Source organism: Mesorhizobium sp. P160187 (assembly GCF_057766425.1).
Genome location: NZ_JBYMDX010000003.1, coordinates 953,216 through 968,800 on the forward strand (window position 1 = coordinate 953,216; position 15,585 = coordinate 968,800).

The window sequence follows — 15,585 nt, forward strand, 5'->3', positions numbered from 1 at the left end:
TGCGCATTCCAGTAACGCAGATCAGTAGCCCAGCGCACAACCGTCCTTGCGCGGATCGGAGGCACCGGTGAGCGTGCCCTTTTCCCAATCGATCAGCACCAGCTGGCCGCCGCCATGCGGCTCCTCGGCGATCGAAACCTGATGGCCGCGCTGACGCAGGCCGGCGATCGCCTCAGCCGGAATCCCGCGCTCGGCCAGCACGGCATTGTCCTTGTAGAACACCCGTGGCGCATCCAGTGCCTGCTGCGGGTCCATCCCGAAATCGATCATGTTGGTCAACAGATGGACATGGCCGAACGGCTGGTAGCCGCCGCCCATCACCCCGAACGGCATCACCACCTTACCCCCTCGCGTCGCCATGCCAGGCATGATGGTGTGCATCGGTCGCTTTCGCGGCGCGATACGATTTGGATGGCCTTCCGTGAGGCGAAAACTGCTGCCGCGATTCTGCAGCACGACGCCTGTCTTGGGACCGACGACGCCGCTGCCGAAGGAACCGAAGGTCGAGTTGATGAAGCTGACTGCATTGCGGTCGCGGTCGACCACGGAGATATAGACGGTGTCGCTGCGCGGCAGCTCAAGCCGCGGCAGATGCGTCATGGCGAGCGCCGGATCGATGGCGGCGCGCAGCCGCTCCGCATAGGCTGCCGACAGCAGTTGTTCGACGGGGACCTGGACGAAATCCTGGTCGCCGATGAAAGTATCGCGGTCCTGGTAGGCAAGCCGGCCGGCTTCGATCTCGAGATGCAGCCGCTGGGCACTGTTCGGCTCCAACGAACCAAGGCTGAAGCCCGAAAGCACATTCAGCATGATCAGCGCCGTCATGCCCTGATTGTTCGGCGGCATCTGATGGATATCGTAGCCGCGATAGGACGTATTCACCGACGTGACGTAGTCGCCTTGGGTCTCGGCGAAATCCTCCAATGCATGCAGCCCGCCCAGCGCGCGAAGACGTTCCACCAGATCGTCCGCGACCTCACCTTCATAAAACCCTGCACGGCCTCGGTTGGCGATGATGCGCAAGGTGTCCGCCAAGTGCGGCTGCCGATGCACATCGCCGGCTTGCGGCGCCCTTCCCTCGGGCAGGAATATGCGCGCGGCATGTTCATCGGCTGAAAGCAGGGCGACCTCGTCAGCCCAATCGAAGGCGACGCGATCATGAACGACATAGCCTTGTTCGGCATAGCGAATGGCCGGAGCCAGCGCGGCGTCGATGCCCTTCCTGCCGTGATCTTCAAGCAGCCGGCACCACGCGTCGATGGCGCCCGGCACGGTGACGGCGTGTGGACCGGTTCCAGGCAATTGGCTACGGCCCTGCTCCAGATACCAATCGGCATTTGCAGCAGCAGGCGACCGCCCCGAGCCGTTGAAAGCCAGCACCTCGCCCTCGCCTTTGGGGGAGTAGAGCACAAAACAGTCGCCACCGATGCCGGTCGATTGCGGCTCGACCACCCCTTGCACTGCCGCCGCACAGACGGCGGCATCCATGGCGTTGCCGCCGGAGCGCAGCATGTCGATAGCCGCCAGCGTCGCCAACGGATGCGATGTCGCCGCCATCGCTTCTGTCGCGCGAACCGGCGAGCGTCCGGTGAGTTGAAAATCACGCATGCAATCCTCTGATGATCCACCCGCCGGTAGTAACCTCAATGCTTGATACGGTCGCGCATGGCGTACCACAACATCCCCAGCACATAGAGCGGACCCCGTAGCGCCGTACCGCCCGGGAACGGCATCGGGGTCAAAGTCGAGAACAGGTCCAGCCGCGAGGCGTCGCCCGTAATCGCTTCGGCCAGCAGCTTGCCCGACAGCGTTGACAGGATGACGCCCTTGCCGGAATAGCCATGCGCGAAATAGACCTCGCCATAGTGCCCGACATGCGGCAGCCGCGACGTGGTCACCGACACCAGGCCGCCCCAGGCATGATCGATGCGGCAGCCCTTCAATTGCAGGAAGGTGGCCTCCATGTGCGGCCGCACGAAGCCGGCAATGTCGGCCGGCGGCGATGGCGTGTAGCGCTCGCCGCCGCCGAATAGCAGCCGACCGTCCGCCGACATGCGGTAGTAGTTGACGACGAAGCGTGTATCGGACACCGCCACATTGGCCGGGATCACATTGCGCTTGCCCTCCAGCGGCTCGGTGGCGACGATATAGTTGCCGACCGGCATGATGCGGCTGTTGACGCGCGGCTCCAGCCCATGCAGCAGCGCGTCGCCGGCCAGCACGACATGTTTGGCCCTTACCGACCCCTGCGCCGTCGAGACCCGGATCGAAGGCTCGCGCTCCAGCTTTACCGCGACGGAGTTTTCATGGATGACGACACCGGCCGCCACGGCGGCACGGGCAAGGCCGAGCGTGTAGTTCAGCGGATGCATATGGCCGCCGAGCGGCTCATACATCGCGCCATGATAGGGCGTGTCCACCTTGCCGCGTGCCTGCGCCGCCGACAGGATCTCGACGTCGCGGAACTTCATCACGCTCTCGAGGCATTTGGCCTCGTCTTCGAGACCCCTGAGGTCGGAGCCATTAACGGCACCGACGAGATGGCCGGTCAGCCGCAGATCGCAGTCGATGGTGTGGCGCTCGATGATGTCGAGCACCAGGCCCCGCGCCTCGAAGGCGAGGTCGAACAGCGCCTTCGCCCGCTCGGGGCCGTAGAGCTTGACCAGCCCCTTGGCGCCTTTGCGCAGGCCGGGGATCATCTGGCCGCCATTGCGGCCCGACGCGCCCCAGCCGATCTTGCCGCCTTCGAGCAGCACCACCTTCAGGCCGCGCTCGGCGGCATGAAGGGCGGCCGACAGGCCGGTGCAGCCGCCACCGACCACCACCAGATCGGCGCCGACATCTCCCACCAGCGCCGGATGGTCCGGCGCCGGATTGGCGGTGGCGACATAATAGGAATTGCCGATATCGAGGCTCGAATTGAAACCCGTTGAGCCGGAGGCCATGATCACACCTTCAGCAGCAAATGGTCGCGTTCCCAGCTCGTCACCACGCTCTGGAACAGGTCGAGTTCGACGCTCTTGACGCGCAGATAGGTCTGGAAAAAATCGTCGCCGAGCAATGCCCGCACCGGCTCGCAAGCAATGAAACGATCAAGCGCCTCCTCCATCGTTTTCGGCAGCGTGCTTTTGATCTTGTAGGCATTGCCCGAGGCCTCAGCCGAGCGCGCCAGCTTCTGCTCGACGCCGAGATAGCCGGCAAGCAGCGAACCGGCGATCGCCAGATAGGGATTGCAATCCGCACCCGGCAAGCGGTTCTCTACCCGCCGGGCGGCGCGGCCACCTGCCGGCACGCGCAGGCCGCAGGAGCGGTTGTCATGCGACCATTCGATGTTGGCCGGCGCGCTGTGGTTCGGCCGGATGCGGCGGAACGAGTTCACGTTGGGTGCGAATAGCGGCATGATCTCGGGCACATATTTCTGCAGGCCGCCGATGAAATGGCCGAACATTTCGGTGTCTGCATCATCTCTGTCGGCAAACAGCGCGGCGCCTGTCGTTTCATCGACGACAGACATGTGCAGATGCATCGAGCTGCCGGCCTGCGCGGCGATCGGCTTGGCCATGAAGGTGGCGTGCATGCCGCTCTGCTGCGCGGCCTGGCGCGTCAGCCGCTTGAACAGCAGCACCTGGTCGGCGAGTGGCACCGCGTCGCCGTGCAGCAGATTGATCTCCAGCTGCCCGGTGCCCGATTCATGGATCAGCGTGTCGAGCGGCAGGCCGGCGGCTGCGGCATAATCATAGACGCGCCTTATCACCGGCTCGAATTCTTCCAGCGCCACCATGTCATAGGGATGCTGCGAGCCCTCGGCGCGGCCATTGGCGCCAACCGGTGCCGTCAGCGGCTGGTCGGGATTCGGATTGGGCGCGGTCAGATAGAATTCGACTTCCGGCGCCACCACCGCGCGCCAACCGCGCTTCCGGTAGAGATCGAGCACGGCGCGCAGCACATGTCGTGGCGAGGCCATCCAGGGCTTGCCTTCCATGTGGAAGGCGTCGGCGAAGACATAGGCTTTGCCAGCGCCACCGCCCGGCGCCAGGCACAGCGTCGACATATCAGGCACCATGCGCATATCCGGGTCTTGATAGGCAAAGCCTTCGTCGATCGAACCGGAGTAGCGGCCATCGATGCTGACCAGGAAAGCGCTGCTCGGCAGATAGAGCGCGCGGTCTTCCAGCGCCTTGAGGAATTTTGCTGTCGGCAGCGCCTTGCCGCGCAGCACGCCATTCATGTCGGGCACCAGGCACTCGACCTCCGTGATGCCGTGCCGGGCGAGCCAGGCCTTGGGATCGTTGCCGGTGAAGAGAGCGGTGTTGGTATTTTTGTCCTGCATTTTGGTTCACGTACCTATGAGAGAGAGTATGGCTTGCGCGGCCACATCCGTTCCAGGGGTCAGCGCCATCTTGGCAGCATTGTCCCTGAGGCGGGCGCGCATCGCATCGTCGGCCAGCAGGCCGAGAATGGCTCTCTCCAATCCCCCTTCGGTCCAGGCGTCGCGGCCGATATGGTCGCCGACACCTGTCTCTCCCGCGCGTTGCGCATTGTCGTGACCGTCCCAGCAATAGGGCATGATCAGCGACGGCACGCCGAAGCGCAGCGCCTCGCAAAAGCTGTTGTTGCCGCCATGGTGGATGAACAGGTCCGACTTCGCCACCACCGAAGGCTGCGGAAACCAGGCGTCGAGATAGACATTGTCCGGCACCGCGCGATAGGCGTCGCGCAGGCCGCCGGCATTGACGATGAAGCGCGCCGGCAGCCTGTCGAAGACGGCGAGCATGCGCTCGATCAGCCCGACATCCATCGCGCCGAGGCTGCCGAAGCTGACATAGACCAGCGGGCCGCCATTGCGCGGAAACACCGGCACCTCGAATGGCCCTTCCGAACGCACGCAGCCTTCGAGATAGACAAAGCGTTTGGGGTCGAGCGGCTCGGCCCGCTCACGCCGTACGATCGCTGGCGTCAGCAGCAGATTGAGGTCGGGTGATGTCTCGAGGAACAGGCCCTTGGGCAACGGCGCCAAGCCGGCATCCGCACGAAAACGGTTGAAGCGCTCATGCGCGGGTGCGGAGGCCGCGAGATAGCGCGCTTCGAACGCCGCACGTTGCGGGTCGTCGGCACCCATCCCCGAGAGATAGGGCGGCACCTCGGCATCCGGCAGTTCCGTCTCGGCACAGGAGACGACGCGCACCCACGGGCAGCCGGCGGCGGCGATCGCCGGGAACATGATGACGTTGTCGAGCACCACCGCGTCCGGCTTCAGCCGCGCCAGCAATTGGCGCAGCGGCGCCTCGGCGTTGACGGCGGTGTCGACGATCGCTTGCCAGGTCGGCGCGACATAGGTCTCGAGCTGGTCGATCGGGCTCAGCCGGAAATGCGGCAGGTGCCGGCGCACGAAGGCCTGCCAATAGCTCTGGCGGTCGCTGTCGCTCAGCGGCTCATCCGTCGGCAGATGGCATTCCTGGAAGCCATAGTCGGTAAAGACGCCGGAGAAGCCGGCATGGCAGATGAAGACGGGGCGAGCGCCCCGTGCGCGCAATGCCTGTGCGATACCGACGCAATTCAACGCGGCGCCGAAACTGGCTTCGGGAAACAGCGCGATGGTCGGGCTGGCTTTACGCGTCAATTATTCCTCTTCAATCCGGCCGGCTGATCATGCTGAACAGTGCGGGAGCTCCGCGGCTGGCTGCTTGCGGTCGCTGGCTGCGGGAGAGCCGCAGGTGGATGCGAAGCAGATCGGCAGCCACCTCATACTGCCGGCTTTCAAGATAGTCGAGTATGCCCGAGTGTTCGCGCAACGATTGCCGCAGCCGAAACACGTTGACGCCGGAATAGATGCCCGGCAGCCGGCGCAGGCGGAGATGATCGGCCAATGCATCCGACACAAAACGGTTGGCGCAGCCCTCGGCGATCATGCCATGAAAATCCATGTCCAGCCGCTGGAACTCGCGCGTGTCGAATGTCTCGTCCGGCAACGCTGCAAGCGCTTCCATGCCTTGCCGCAACATTGCTGCCCGCGCCCCGTCCAGCCGAAAGCCTGGCGTCAGGATGGCCGCCGGCTCCAGCACCAGGCGGAACTCGTAGCTTTCGCCTTGCGCCTCCGGATCGTCCGGCGCGCGGCGAAACAACCAGGATTGCCCAGGCGCACGATCCAGAAGATTCTCGTCGGTCAGTTTGTTAAGTGCTTTTAGTACCGTCTTGCGATCAGCGTCGTAGCGTCGCATCAGCCCCGCGATGGTCACCGTCTGGTCCAACCGTCGCGCCGAGCGGTCGCGCAGGATGGCTTCGGCGAGCTCGTCTTCCTCCGCACTGGGTAGTTCGGCGGCAATGGCGGGCTGGGCGGCGAGGTCGACCGTCAGATGATAACCGCTGTCGGCCTCCCAGCGCACCACGCCCCGTTCCGCGAGCAGGCCGAGTGCGGCGCGTACGGGCGTGCGCGAGACATTGCACAGCGAGGCGATCTGCTGTTCGGGCAGGCGGGCGCCAGGCTCGAAGCCACGCTGCCGCGCCACATCCAGGATGCGCTGCGCCAGATCGAGATGGTTGGTGCGAGGTCGTCTGGCTACGGCTTGCATGACTTTTCTCGAATGCGAATGTGGCGCATTGGTCTGGCTGATCGCCGTAACAGGGACAATCGGCCAAATTCCTCCGTCGGTTGACAGATTATGGATTGACGTACTTTTTTCTGCAATAGTACTGTCGGCACAATCGGCGAGAAAAGACCGAGGGAACAGGATCGAGGCAGGCGCGCGCGTCGCCGGCCTTGGTCCGGCAAATGATTTCGACGATCAAACCGAATGGGAGACTGCCATGACCGCTACCAGCCTGCGGCGCCGTGCGCTCAATACATCCTCAATCGCTCTCGGTCTCGGCCTGACGCTCTCGGTGCCGGCCGCCGCAGCCGACCTCGTTATTTCGAACTGGGATGGGTACATGGCACCCGACGCCATGGCCGCTTTCAAGACCGCCACCGGCGTTGCCGGCGAAGTGGTGGTGCACGCCACCAATGAAGAGATCATGGGCAAGCTGATTGCCGCCGGCGGCAAGGGCTATGACGTGGTCTTCGTCTCCTCGCCCTTCGCCGAAGTATTGAACAAGCTTGGCCTGACCGAGCCGATCGACCATGCCAAGATCCCCAACCTCGCCAACCTCTATCCCGAAGCGACCAAGCTGCCGCACGATGTCGGCAACGCTTTCTCCGTGCCTTACACCTGGGGCACGACGGGCCTCTGCTACCGCTCTGACCTTGTCAAGACGGCGCCCACGAGCTGGAGCGACCTGCTCGCCCCTTCCGACGAGATGAAGGGCAAGACCACCATGCTGGCGACCGACCGCTGGCTGCTGGCCGCCGGGCAGCTCGACAAGGGCTATTCGGTCAACGAGACCGACCCGGCCAAGATGGCCGAGGTCAAGGACCTGCTGATCTCGGCCAAGAAGACGCTGCTCGCCTATGACGACACCACCTTCTACTCGAAGCTGGTTTCCGGCGAGGCGCTGATGGTGCAGGCTTGGGACGGCTGGTGCAATTACGGCATCGCCGACAAACCGGAGATCAAATACGTCATCGCCAAAGAAGGTTCGGACCTGTGGGTCGACACAATGGTGGTGATGAAGGCGTCCGAGCACAAGGACGACGCCTTCAAGTTCATCAACTTCATGCTCGACGCCAAGAACCACGCCTGGGCGGCGCAGAACATCGACTACAAGGTGCCGAACAAGCCGGCGATGGAAAGCCTGCCGGCCGACTTCCTGGCCAAATTCCCCAACATGGCGATGCCGGTGGCCGATCTCGTCAAATTCGAGCAGTTGCGTGATGTCGGCGAGGCGCAGCGCGACTATTCCAAGATCGTCAGCGAGATCAAGGCCGCGCAGTAAGCGGCGCAGACTTCACGGCCGGCAGCACTTCTGCCGCCGGCCCTGAGCGGTACCCGAGAAATTGTCCCAGACCCGACTTCGCTCCTCCTTGCTGATGGCTCCGGCGCTGGTCTGGCTGACCGCGCTGATGGTGGTGCCATGCGCGCTGGTGCTGGCGCTCGCCTTCTTCCGGCGCGGCATCTATGGCGGCATCGACTACACCTTCACGATGGGGAATTTCGGGCTGGTCTTCGACCCGCTCTATGCCGGCATCTTCCTCAACTCAGCACGTATCGCCGGTACCGCGACGCTCATCGCAGTCGTGATCGGCTATGCCGCGGCCTATGCAATTGCCGCCGCACCACGCCGGTGGCAGCCGGTGTTCCTGTTCTTCGCCGTGCTGCCGTTCTGGTCCAATTATCTGATCCGCACCTATGCCTGGATCGTGCTGCTCAACCGCGAAGGCCTCATCACCCAGTTGCTGCGCTGGTTCGGCTACACCGGCGAACCGCCCTCGATGCTCTATACCGAAGGCTCGGTCATCGCAGGCCTCGTCTACAACTATCTGCCCTTCGTCATCCTCGCCTGCTACGCGCCGCTGTCGCGCCTCAACCCGGAACTGGCCGAAGCATCGCGCGATCTCGGCGCTTCGGCCGCCACCACCTTCCGACGTGTCATCCTGCCGCTGACCGTGCCCGGCATCGCTGCGGGCGCCGTCTTCGTCTTCGTGCTGTCGATCGGCAATTTCGTCACCCCGGCGCTGCTTGGCGGCGGCCGCTTCCAGATGATCGGCAACCTCGTCTACGACCAGTTCCTGACCGCCAATGACTGGCCGTTTGGCGCGGCATTGGCGATGGCGCTGATCGCCATCATGCTTCTGGTGCTGATGGCGCAGGCGCTCGCCGCCGACCGCGCCGCGGGGCGTGCGGCTGAGGCAAAGGGTGACGCCGGTGGCTGAGCGCTGCGCAATTCTTGCCTTCTCCCCGTTCACCGGGAGAAGGTGCCCCGAAGGGGCGGATGAGGGGCGGCGTCAACCTTTGCGACGCTCAGCGCTGCCCCTCATCTGCCTGCCGGTATCTTCTACCCGTGAACAGGGAGAAGGACTCTGGTCGTTCGCTTGCCTTCCAATTGTCGGAGGCCGGCGATGACCCATTCCTTCACCCGTACGCTCGGCATGCGGACGATCCTCACCCTCGTCTTCGCCTTCCTCTACATCCCGATCGCCGTGCTGGTGGCGCTGTCCTTCAACGAAGGCGGATTGCCGACGGCATGGTCGGGCTTTTCGCTGAAATGGTATGCCTCGCTGGCCGGCAACTCCGCCATCCTTTCCGCTGCGCTCAACACGCTGATCGTGGCGTTGGTCTCCACGGCCATCGCCACGCTGCTCGGCACGCTGCTGGCCATCGGCATCGAGATGCGCCGGCAATACGGCAGGGGTCTCGAGGCGCTGATCTTCGCACCGATGATCATCCCCGACATCGTCCTGGCGATCGCTCTGCTGTCGTTCTTCTCCATGCTAAACCTGACCATGGGCCTGCATACCATCATCCTCGCCCATGTCGTCTTCAACCTCGCCTTCGTCTGCTCGGTGGTGCGCGCAAGGCTAAAGAGTTTCGACTGGTCGATCGTCGAGGCCTCCGCCGACCTCGGCGCCTCGGCTCTGACCACCTTCCGGCGTGTGACATTGCCGGTCATCGCGCCGGCAGTGATCGCCGGCGCTCTGCTTGCCTTCACGCTCTCGGTCGACGAGTTCATCATCGCCTTCTTCACCGCCGGTGCCGGCCGCGCCTCGACGACGCTGCCGATGCAGATCTACGCCATGATCCGCTTCGGCATCACGCCGGAGATCAACGCGCTGGCGACCATCGTCATGGCGGTATCCATCACCGCGCTGACCCTGTCGCAGCGGCTCAACCGTGGGATCATCGGCCAATGAGCGAACCGCGCACGCTGCTGGCCATTGATAACGTTTCGAAGAAGTTCGGCCGGGTCACCGCCGTCGACGGCATCTCGCTCGACATCCGCGAAAACGAGTTCTTCGCGCTGCTTGGACCCTCCGGCTGCGGCAAGACCACGCTGCTGCGCATGCTGGCCGGCTTCGAGACGCCAACCGACGGCCGCATCCTGCTCGATGGCAAAGACATCGCCCGGACCCCGCCCAACAAGCGGCCGGTCAATCTGATGTTCCAGTCCTACGCGCTGTTCCCGCATATGAGCGTGCGCGCCAATGTCTCCTACGGGCTGGAGATGGAGCGCTTGCCGAAAGCTGAAATCCGTTCCCGCGTCGAGGCCATTCTGGCCACCACCGAGCTTGTCCCCTTCGCCGACCGTAAGCCTGAGCAATTGTCGGGTGGCCAGAAGCAGCGCGTCGCGCTCGCCCGCGCGCTGGTCAAACGGCCTCGGTTGCTGCTGCTCGACGAACCGCTGGGCGCGCTGGACAAGAAACTGCGCGGCGCCATGCAGATGGAGCTGAAGCGCCTGCAGCACGAAGTCGGCATCACCTTCGTCATCGTCACCCACGACCAGGAAGAGTCACTCGTCATGGCCGACCGCATGGCGGTGCTCAAGGACGGCCAGCTGCTGCAATGCGACACGCCGCACGCGATCTACGAGCATCCCACCGACCGTTTCGTCGCCGACTTCATCGGCGTGATGAATTTCGTACCGGGCAAGGTGTCCGCGGATGGCGTGATCGCCGCGAACGGCGCGCGCATCACCGGCAAGGTTCCCGCCAAGCTCACACCCGGCGCTTCCGCTGTCGCTTCGGTGCGACCCGAGCGCATCCGGCTGTTCCCGTCAGCCGAGACCGCCAACCGCACCGCCGGCACGATTGAGGCGCTGGCCTATCACGGGCTCGACCTGCAGCTGCATGTCCGCACGCCCCTGTCGCCAAAGCCATTTCTGGTGCGCGTCACCGCCGATGCCGCCGACCGCCGGCCGGTCTCGTCGGGCGATCAGGTCGAACTCGGCTGGGACGCCGCCGATGTCAGAATTTTTCAGGAATAGGAGAGCTTGATGGCGCAGAAGACGATCGCGTTTTTTCCCGAAGCGGCCTACGGCCCGGCGCTCAATTCGGTCGGCATCGCGCAAGCCGTCGAGGCGCGCGGCCATAAGGCAGTGTTCCTGTCCGACCCCGGCTTTGTCGATGTCTACAAGGGTTACGGCTTCGAAGCGCATCCGGTGAACCTGTCGGAGCCGATGCCGCCCGAGCAGATGGCGAAATTCTGGGAAGACTTCATCAACGGCCACATCCCGAACTTCCGCAAATCGCCCTACGATCAGGTCGACAATTACGTGAAGGATTGCTGGACCGCGATTGTCGACAGCGCCAAATGGGCGCAGAAGGATTTGCCGCGAGTCCTGGCCGCCATCAAGCCTGATGTCATTTGCGTCGACAATGTCATCCTGTTTCCGGCCATCAAACAGTTCGGCAAGCCTTGGGTGCGCGTCATCTCCTGCTCGGAAAACGAGATCGAGGATGAGGACATCCCGCCGCATCTCTCGGGCTGCGGCGAGAACGACCATGTCGGCCACCAGCGCTACCGCGATCATTTCAACGCGGTGATCAAGCCGATCCACGACGACTTCAACGCCTTCCTCACCGCAAACAATGAAGCGCCCTACCCGGTCGGCCAGTTCTTCGAGGCCTCGCCCTATCTCAATCTGCTGCTCTATCCCGAAGCGGCAAAGTTCAAGCGCCGCCATCCGCTCGACCCGGCAAAGTTCCAGTATCTGGAAGGCTGCGTGCGGCAGGAAAAGCCCTATACCGTGCCGACCTTCGCCGAGAACAATGACGGGCCGCTGCTCTATGTCTCCTTCGGCAGCCTCGGCGCCGGCGATGTCGATTTGTTGAAGCGCATCATCACAACACTGGGCAAGACCCGTTACCGCGCGCTGGTCAATGTCGGCGGCTACAAGGAAATGTACACGGATGTGCCGGACAACGTCATCGTCGAGAGCTGGTTCCCGCAGCCTTCAGTCATCCCGCAGGTCGATGCCGTAATCCACCATGGCGGCAACAACTCGTTCACCGAGTGCCTCTATTTCGGCAAGCCGGCCATCATCATGCCCTATGTCTGGGACGGTCACGACAACGCCACCCGCGTCCAGGAAACCGGCCACGGCTTCAGCATGCCGCGCTACGACTGGAGCGACGCCCAGCTGGTCAGCAGGATCGAGGCTTGCCTGACCGACCCGAAGATGAAGGCCAAGCTGGCGAAGACCTCGTCGCAGATGCGGGCACAGAACGGGCCGGAAAAGGCCGCAGGGTTGCTGGAGAAGTTGCTGTGACCTCCTCCGCTCCGCACCTTTACCAAGCCTCCACCCGCACCGACCTCGTCGACTGGGGCGCCCAGTCCGACGCGCTGGACGGCGCGTCGCACTCGACCGGCAGGCTTGTCCACAAAGGACCCAACAACCAGCCGGAATCCGGCATCTGGGTGTGCACGCCCGGCCGCTGGCGGCTCTCGATTCCGCGCGACGAATTGTGCCATTTCGTCACCGGCCGCGCGACGTACCGGTCGGATGTCGGTGAGGTGATAGAAGTCGCAGCCGGGACCGTGGTCATGTTCCCTGCCGGCTGGACAGGCGAGTGCACCGTGCATGAGGCCATGCGCAACGTCTACATGCTGGCTTGAACAGCAACGGAGCTTCGCAATATGCCGACACCGCCCTGGCCAAAGGCCTCGACCGTGAAACTGGAGGGCTGGGGCGCCGGCAGCAACACGCTTGCCGGTGCACCGCGTGCCTCGGGCAGGATCCTGTCACAGAACCTGGACGGATCGAGCGAATGCGGCCTGTGGTCGTGCACGCCGGGTAGCCGCAAGGTCACCTTTGCCGCCGACGAGTTCTGCCATTTCCTGTCGGGCCGCGGGACCTATGTCCGCGAGAATGGCGAAGAGATCCCGGTCGAGGCCGGCATGCTGGTGTTCTTCCCCGCCGGCTGGGCCGGCACCTCCACCATCACGCAAACACTGACCAAGGCCTTCATGTGCCGCTGAGCACTTTTTTCAAGGAAATCGCCATGACCACGCCCATCATGCAATCCCCGCTTGCCATCACCGACCTCGTCGACTGGGGCGTCATCCCGACCATGATCGAGGGCGAGTCCCACACCTCGGGCAAGCTGCTCTACAAGGGGCCGGAGGGCCGTTCGGAATGCGGCCTGTGGGTCTGCACTCCCGGCAAATGGCACTGCCATGTCACCCGCGACGAGTTCTGCCACTTCCTCGAGGGCCGCTGCACCTATGTGCACGAATCGGGCGAGGTCATCCAGATCGAGCCGGACACGGCGGCGTTCTTTCCTCAGAATTGGAAAGGCGTCTGCACCGTCCATGAGACCATCAAGAAGGTCTACATGATCCGCTGAGCGGACCTGAAAGGACGACGATGCAATTCTCCGCTGAACGGCCGGCTTTCTTCGTCAATCCGGACTACCTGCCGATGACCGGCACGGCAAAACCGGTGATCGATCCGGCGACGCTGGACACGGTCGGCGCGATCGCCGCGGCCAGCGACGGCGAGATCGACGCCGTGCTCACCGCCGCAACCACGGCACAAGCCGCCTGGAAGAAGCTCGATGCCAAGAGCCGGGCAAAGCATCTGCATGCGGTCGCCAACGCCATCGAGGCGGCGGACTTCACCCGCTGCGCAGAGCTGATGGTGCGCGAGATGGGCAAGCCTTATCCCGAAGCAATCGGCGAGATCGCCAATTGCGCGCCGATCTTCCGCTACTATGCCGAGATGGCGCGCGACGACGCCGGCAAGATCGCCGGTACGACGCAGGCCGGGTCGTTCCAGTATGCGCGCTACGAGCCGTATGGCGTCTCCGTGCACATCATGCCTTACAACTTCCCGATCCTGCTGATGTGCTGGACCGTTGCGGCCTCGCTTGCCGCCGGCAATGGCTGCGTCATCAAGCCGGCCGAAGCGACGACGCTGTCGACGCTGGACTACATGACGGTGTTCCGTTCACTGCCGGAAGGGCTGGTCGCCTGCCTGCCTGGCACGGCCGCCACCGCGCAGGCGCTGATCGCCTCCGAGCGCACCCACGCTGTCGCCTTCACCGGCTCGGTCGCCGCCGGCAAAGCCGTGGCAGTCGCCTGCGCCGAGCGCATGAAGCCTTGCGTCATCGAAGCCGGCGGCAGCGATCCGCTGATCATCAGCGAGCACGCGCCGCTCGACGTGGCGGCAGCCGGCAGCGTCACCGCCGCCTTCCACCTGACCGGCCAGGTCTGCACCTCGGCCGAACGCTTCTTTGTCGTCGACTCGGTTCACGATCGCTTCGTCGAGCTGTTCGCCGAGAAGACGCGGGCGCTGCGCATCGGCAATGGCATGGACAAGACCGAGATCGGCCCGCTGGTCAGCGAAGCCGCCCGGGCGAAAGTGATGCGGCTGGTCGATGATGCTATCAGCAACGGCGCTATAGCCGTTGCCGGCGGGCGCATTCCGCCGGCGCACAACAATGGCTGGTTCTACGAGCCAACGATCCTGACCGGGGTTACACCCGATATGGCGATCGTGCGCGAAGAGTGTTTCGGGCCGGTCGCAGCGATCTGCCGCGTAAAGGATTTCGACGAAGCGATCCGGCTTGCCAATGACAGCCCGTTCGGGCTCGGCGCCTCGGTCTTCACCACCGACCTCGCCGAGGCGCATGAGGCGGCCGAGCGGCTCGAGGTCGGCATGGTCTGGGTCAACAACCCGCTGATCGACAATGACGCCCTGCCCTTCGGCGGCTGGAAGGCATCAGGCCTTGGCCGCGAGCTGGGACGCCAGGGACTCGACGCCTTCCGACGCTCCAAGATGGTCATCATCGACCACAGACCGGCGATCCAGGACTGGTGGTACCCCTACCCCGACAGCTGGTTCCGCGAGACAGGCGGCCGCAAGCACGTGTGAGCCCGGCCAGTCCAAAACGTAAGCTGATGCTTACGCATCTGCCGAGATAGGCCGGCTATTTCAACGCTTGAAGCTTGTCGATCACGGCAGTGAATCCGGCAAGCGAGACCGGAATGGTCACCGGCTTGCGCGTCACCGACTCCATGCCGATGTTCAGGTTGGTTCCCGATTTCATCGCCTTGACGAGGTCCGCCGACAAAGGGGTCGCGGCATAGGCGCCGTTCTGGTCGCTGGTCTGGATGGCAATGGTCGTCTTCTGCCCCTGGTCGATCTGGTACGAGGCGCCGGAAGGCAGGAACAGCCCGTGCGGCAAGGCTAGCAGCATCGCGAGGTTGCCATTGCCATTGTCACGGCGAACCGTAACGGTAAGAACGCGCTGCCCCGTCTTGGCCTCGGTAAGGTTTTGGGAGACCTGGCATTGAAGCTCGGTGCCGGCCGATCCGCTGGCGCAGTTTAGCGCCCACGGATTGCCTTCTGCAGGCTTTGTCTCGGCAGATTTGGTTGGCTTCGGCTCTTCGGCAAGCACCGACCCTGCCGACACGACCAGCCATAGCGCGCCGACCCAGGCGGCCCGCCCACAAACGATTCTCAGCAATGAAGCCACCCGATCCTCGTCGTGTCAGGGTTTCGCCGAGCGCGTTGATACAACAGCCGAGCCCTGGCGGGGAAGCCAATACGGTACATCAGCGCCGGCTAAATTACTGTTGCTGGATTACCACAATAAACAACTTTGAAATCTTGTATGTGTAAAGCAAACAATCATGCTCGCTATACACTGGGATTCGGATAATATTATCGACGGAGCGTGTACTCGTTGAGGTTCGCAAGGGATGGAGACGA

Annotated in this window: 15 protein-coding genes; 9 read left to right on the forward strand and 6 right to left on the reverse strand. The window is 63.7% G+C overall.

What is annotated here, in order from left to right; all coding sequences use genetic code 11:
• Positions 1-21: 21 nt before the first annotated feature.
• Genes ggt through AC3CCE_RS07980 form a run of 5 tightly spaced genes read right to left on the reverse strand, consistent with a single transcriptional unit; the run spans position 22 to position 6,569 of the window.
• On the reverse strand, positions 22-1,608 hold the full coding sequence (ggt, locus tag AC3CCE_RS07960; protein WP_352624954.1) for a gamma-glutamyltransferase: 1,587 nt from the start codon (positions 1,606-1,608) through the stop codon (positions 22-24).
• A gap of 35 nt (positions 1,609-1,643) precedes the next feature.
• Positions 1,644-2,945 carry an NAD(P)/FAD-dependent oxidoreductase gene (locus AC3CCE_RS07965; RefSeq protein ID WP_352624956.1) on the reverse strand — a complete coding sequence of 434 codons (1,302 nt, stop codon included), beginning with the start codon at positions 2,943-2,945 and terminating at the stop codon, positions 1,644-1,646.
• Positions 2,946-2,947: 2 nt separating this feature from the next.
• Positions 2,948-4,330 carry a glutamine synthetase family protein gene (locus AC3CCE_RS07970; RefSeq protein ID WP_352624958.1) on the reverse strand — a complete coding sequence of 461 codons (1,383 nt, stop codon included), beginning with the start codon at positions 4,328-4,330 and terminating at the stop codon, positions 2,948-2,950.
• A 6-nt stretch (positions 4,331-4,336) separates the two neighbouring features.
• The gene (locus AC3CCE_RS07975) at positions 4,337-5,620 is read right to left on the reverse strand and encodes a glycosyltransferase (protein WP_352624960.1); all 1,284 of its coding nucleotides are present in this window, start codon (positions 5,618-5,620) and stop codon (positions 4,337-4,339) included.
• Positions 5,621-5,630: 10 nt separating this feature from the next.
• Positions 5,631-6,569, reverse strand: coding sequence for a GntR family transcriptional regulator (locus AC3CCE_RS07980; protein WP_023698838.1), 939 nt, complete (start codon positions 6,567-6,569; stop codon positions 5,631-5,633).
• A gap of 235 nt (positions 6,570-6,804) precedes the next feature.
• Between AC3CCE_RS07980 and AC3CCE_RS07985 the strand changes: the two genes are divergently transcribed.
• From AC3CCE_RS07985 to AC3CCE_RS08025, 9 genes are all read left to right on the forward strand, one after another.
• On the forward strand, positions 6,805-7,869 hold the full coding sequence (locus AC3CCE_RS07985; RefSeq protein WP_352624962.1) for a polyamine ABC transporter substrate-binding protein: 1,065 nt from the start codon (positions 6,805-6,807) through the stop codon (positions 7,867-7,869).
• Between the two features lie 94 nt (positions 7,870-7,963).
• Positions 7,964-8,806: an ABC transporter permease gene (locus AC3CCE_RS07990; protein ID WP_352624988.1), complete on the forward strand. Its 843-nt coding sequence runs from the start codon at positions 7,964-7,966 to the stop codon at positions 8,804-8,806.
• A gap of 186 nt (positions 8,807-8,992) precedes the next feature.
• Complete coding sequence (locus AC3CCE_RS07995; RefSeq protein ID WP_023672946.1) at positions 8,993-9,784, forward strand: ABC transporter permease; 792 nt, start codon at positions 8,993-8,995, stop codon at positions 9,782-9,784.
• A complete protein-coding gene (locus AC3CCE_RS08000; protein ID WP_352624964.1) occupies positions 9,781-10,854 on the forward strand; it encodes an ABC transporter ATP-binding protein in 1,074 nt (357 codons plus the stop codon). Before AC3CCE_RS07995 ends, AC3CCE_RS08000 begins: the two co-directional genes overlap by 4 nt.
• Before the next feature lie 9 nt (positions 10,855-10,863).
• Entirely contained in the window at positions 10,864-12,138 is a 1,275-nt protein-coding gene (locus AC3CCE_RS08005; RefSeq protein ID WP_352624966.1) for a glycosyltransferase, read from the forward strand.
• A complete protein-coding gene (locus tag AC3CCE_RS08010) occupies positions 12,135-12,485 on the forward strand; it encodes a cupin domain-containing protein (RefSeq protein ID WP_352624968.1) in 351 nt (116 codons plus the stop codon). Before AC3CCE_RS08005 ends, AC3CCE_RS08010 begins: the two co-directional genes overlap by 4 nt.
• A gap of 21 nt (positions 12,486-12,506) precedes the next feature.
• Complete coding sequence (locus AC3CCE_RS08015; RefSeq protein ID WP_352459775.1) at positions 12,507-12,848, forward strand: cupin domain-containing protein; 342 nt, start codon at positions 12,507-12,509, stop codon at positions 12,846-12,848.
• A gap of 23 nt (positions 12,849-12,871) precedes the next feature.
• Positions 12,872-13,216, forward strand: coding sequence for a cupin domain-containing protein (locus AC3CCE_RS08020; protein WP_023737483.1), 345 nt, complete (start codon positions 12,872-12,874; stop codon positions 13,214-13,216).
• 20 nt (positions 13,217-13,236) lie between these two features.
• Positions 13,237-14,745 (forward strand): aldehyde dehydrogenase family protein, encoded by a 1,509-nt coding sequence (locus AC3CCE_RS08025; protein ID WP_352624970.1) that lies wholly within the window; start codon positions 13,237-13,239, stop codon positions 14,743-14,745.
• 55 nt (positions 14,746-14,800) lie between these two features.
• Here the strand turns inward: AC3CCE_RS08025 and AC3CCE_RS08030 are convergent, their stop codons facing one another.
• On the reverse strand, positions 14,801-15,340 hold the full coding sequence (locus AC3CCE_RS08030; protein WP_488377124.1) for an invasion associated locus B family protein: 540 nt from the start codon (positions 15,338-15,340) through the stop codon (positions 14,801-14,803).
• Positions 15,341-15,585: the final 245 nt, after the last annotated feature.

Coding starts and splice junctions, on each gene's coding strand:
- AC3CCE_RS08025 (WP_352624970.1), top strand. CDS start 13,237: ATGCAATTCTCCGCTGAACGGCCGGCTTTCTTCGTCAATCCGGACTAC.
- ggt (WP_352624954.1), bottom strand. CDS start 1,608: ATGCGTGATTTTCAACTCACCGGACGCTCGCCGGTTCGCGCGACAGAA.
- AC3CCE_RS07970 (WP_352624958.1), bottom strand. CDS start 4,330: ATGCAGGACAAAAATACCAACACCGCTCTCTTCACCGGCAACGATCCC.
- AC3CCE_RS08005 (WP_352624966.1), top strand. CDS start 10,864: ATGGCGCAGAAGACGATCGCGTTTTTTCCCGAAGCGGCCTACGGCCCG.
- AC3CCE_RS07980 (WP_023698838.1), bottom strand. CDS start 6,569: ATGCAAGCCGTAGCCAGACGACCTCGCACCAACCATCTCGATCTGGCG.
- AC3CCE_RS07990 (WP_352624988.1), top strand. CDS start 7,964: ATGGCTCCGGCGCTGGTCTGGCTGACCGCGCTGATGGTGGTGCCATGC.
- AC3CCE_RS08020 (WP_023737483.1), top strand. CDS start 12,872: ATGACCACGCCCATCATGCAATCCCCGCTTGCCATCACCGACCTCGTC.
- AC3CCE_RS07995 (WP_023672946.1), top strand. CDS start 8,993: ATGACCCATTCCTTCACCCGTACGCTCGGCATGCGGACGATCCTCACC.
- AC3CCE_RS07965 (WP_352624956.1), bottom strand. CDS start 2,945: ATGGCCTCCGGCTCAACGGGTTTCAATTCGAGCCTCGATATCGGCAAT.
- AC3CCE_RS08015 (WP_352459775.1), top strand. CDS start 12,507: ATGCCGACACCGCCCTGGCCAAAGGCCTCGACCGTGAAACTGGAGGGC.
- AC3CCE_RS07985 (WP_352624962.1), top strand. CDS start 6,805: ATGACCGCTACCAGCCTGCGGCGCCGTGCGCTCAATACATCCTCAATC.
- AC3CCE_RS08000 (WP_352624964.1), top strand. CDS start 9,781: ATGAGCGAACCGCGCACGCTGCTGGCCATTGATAACGTTTCGAAGAAG.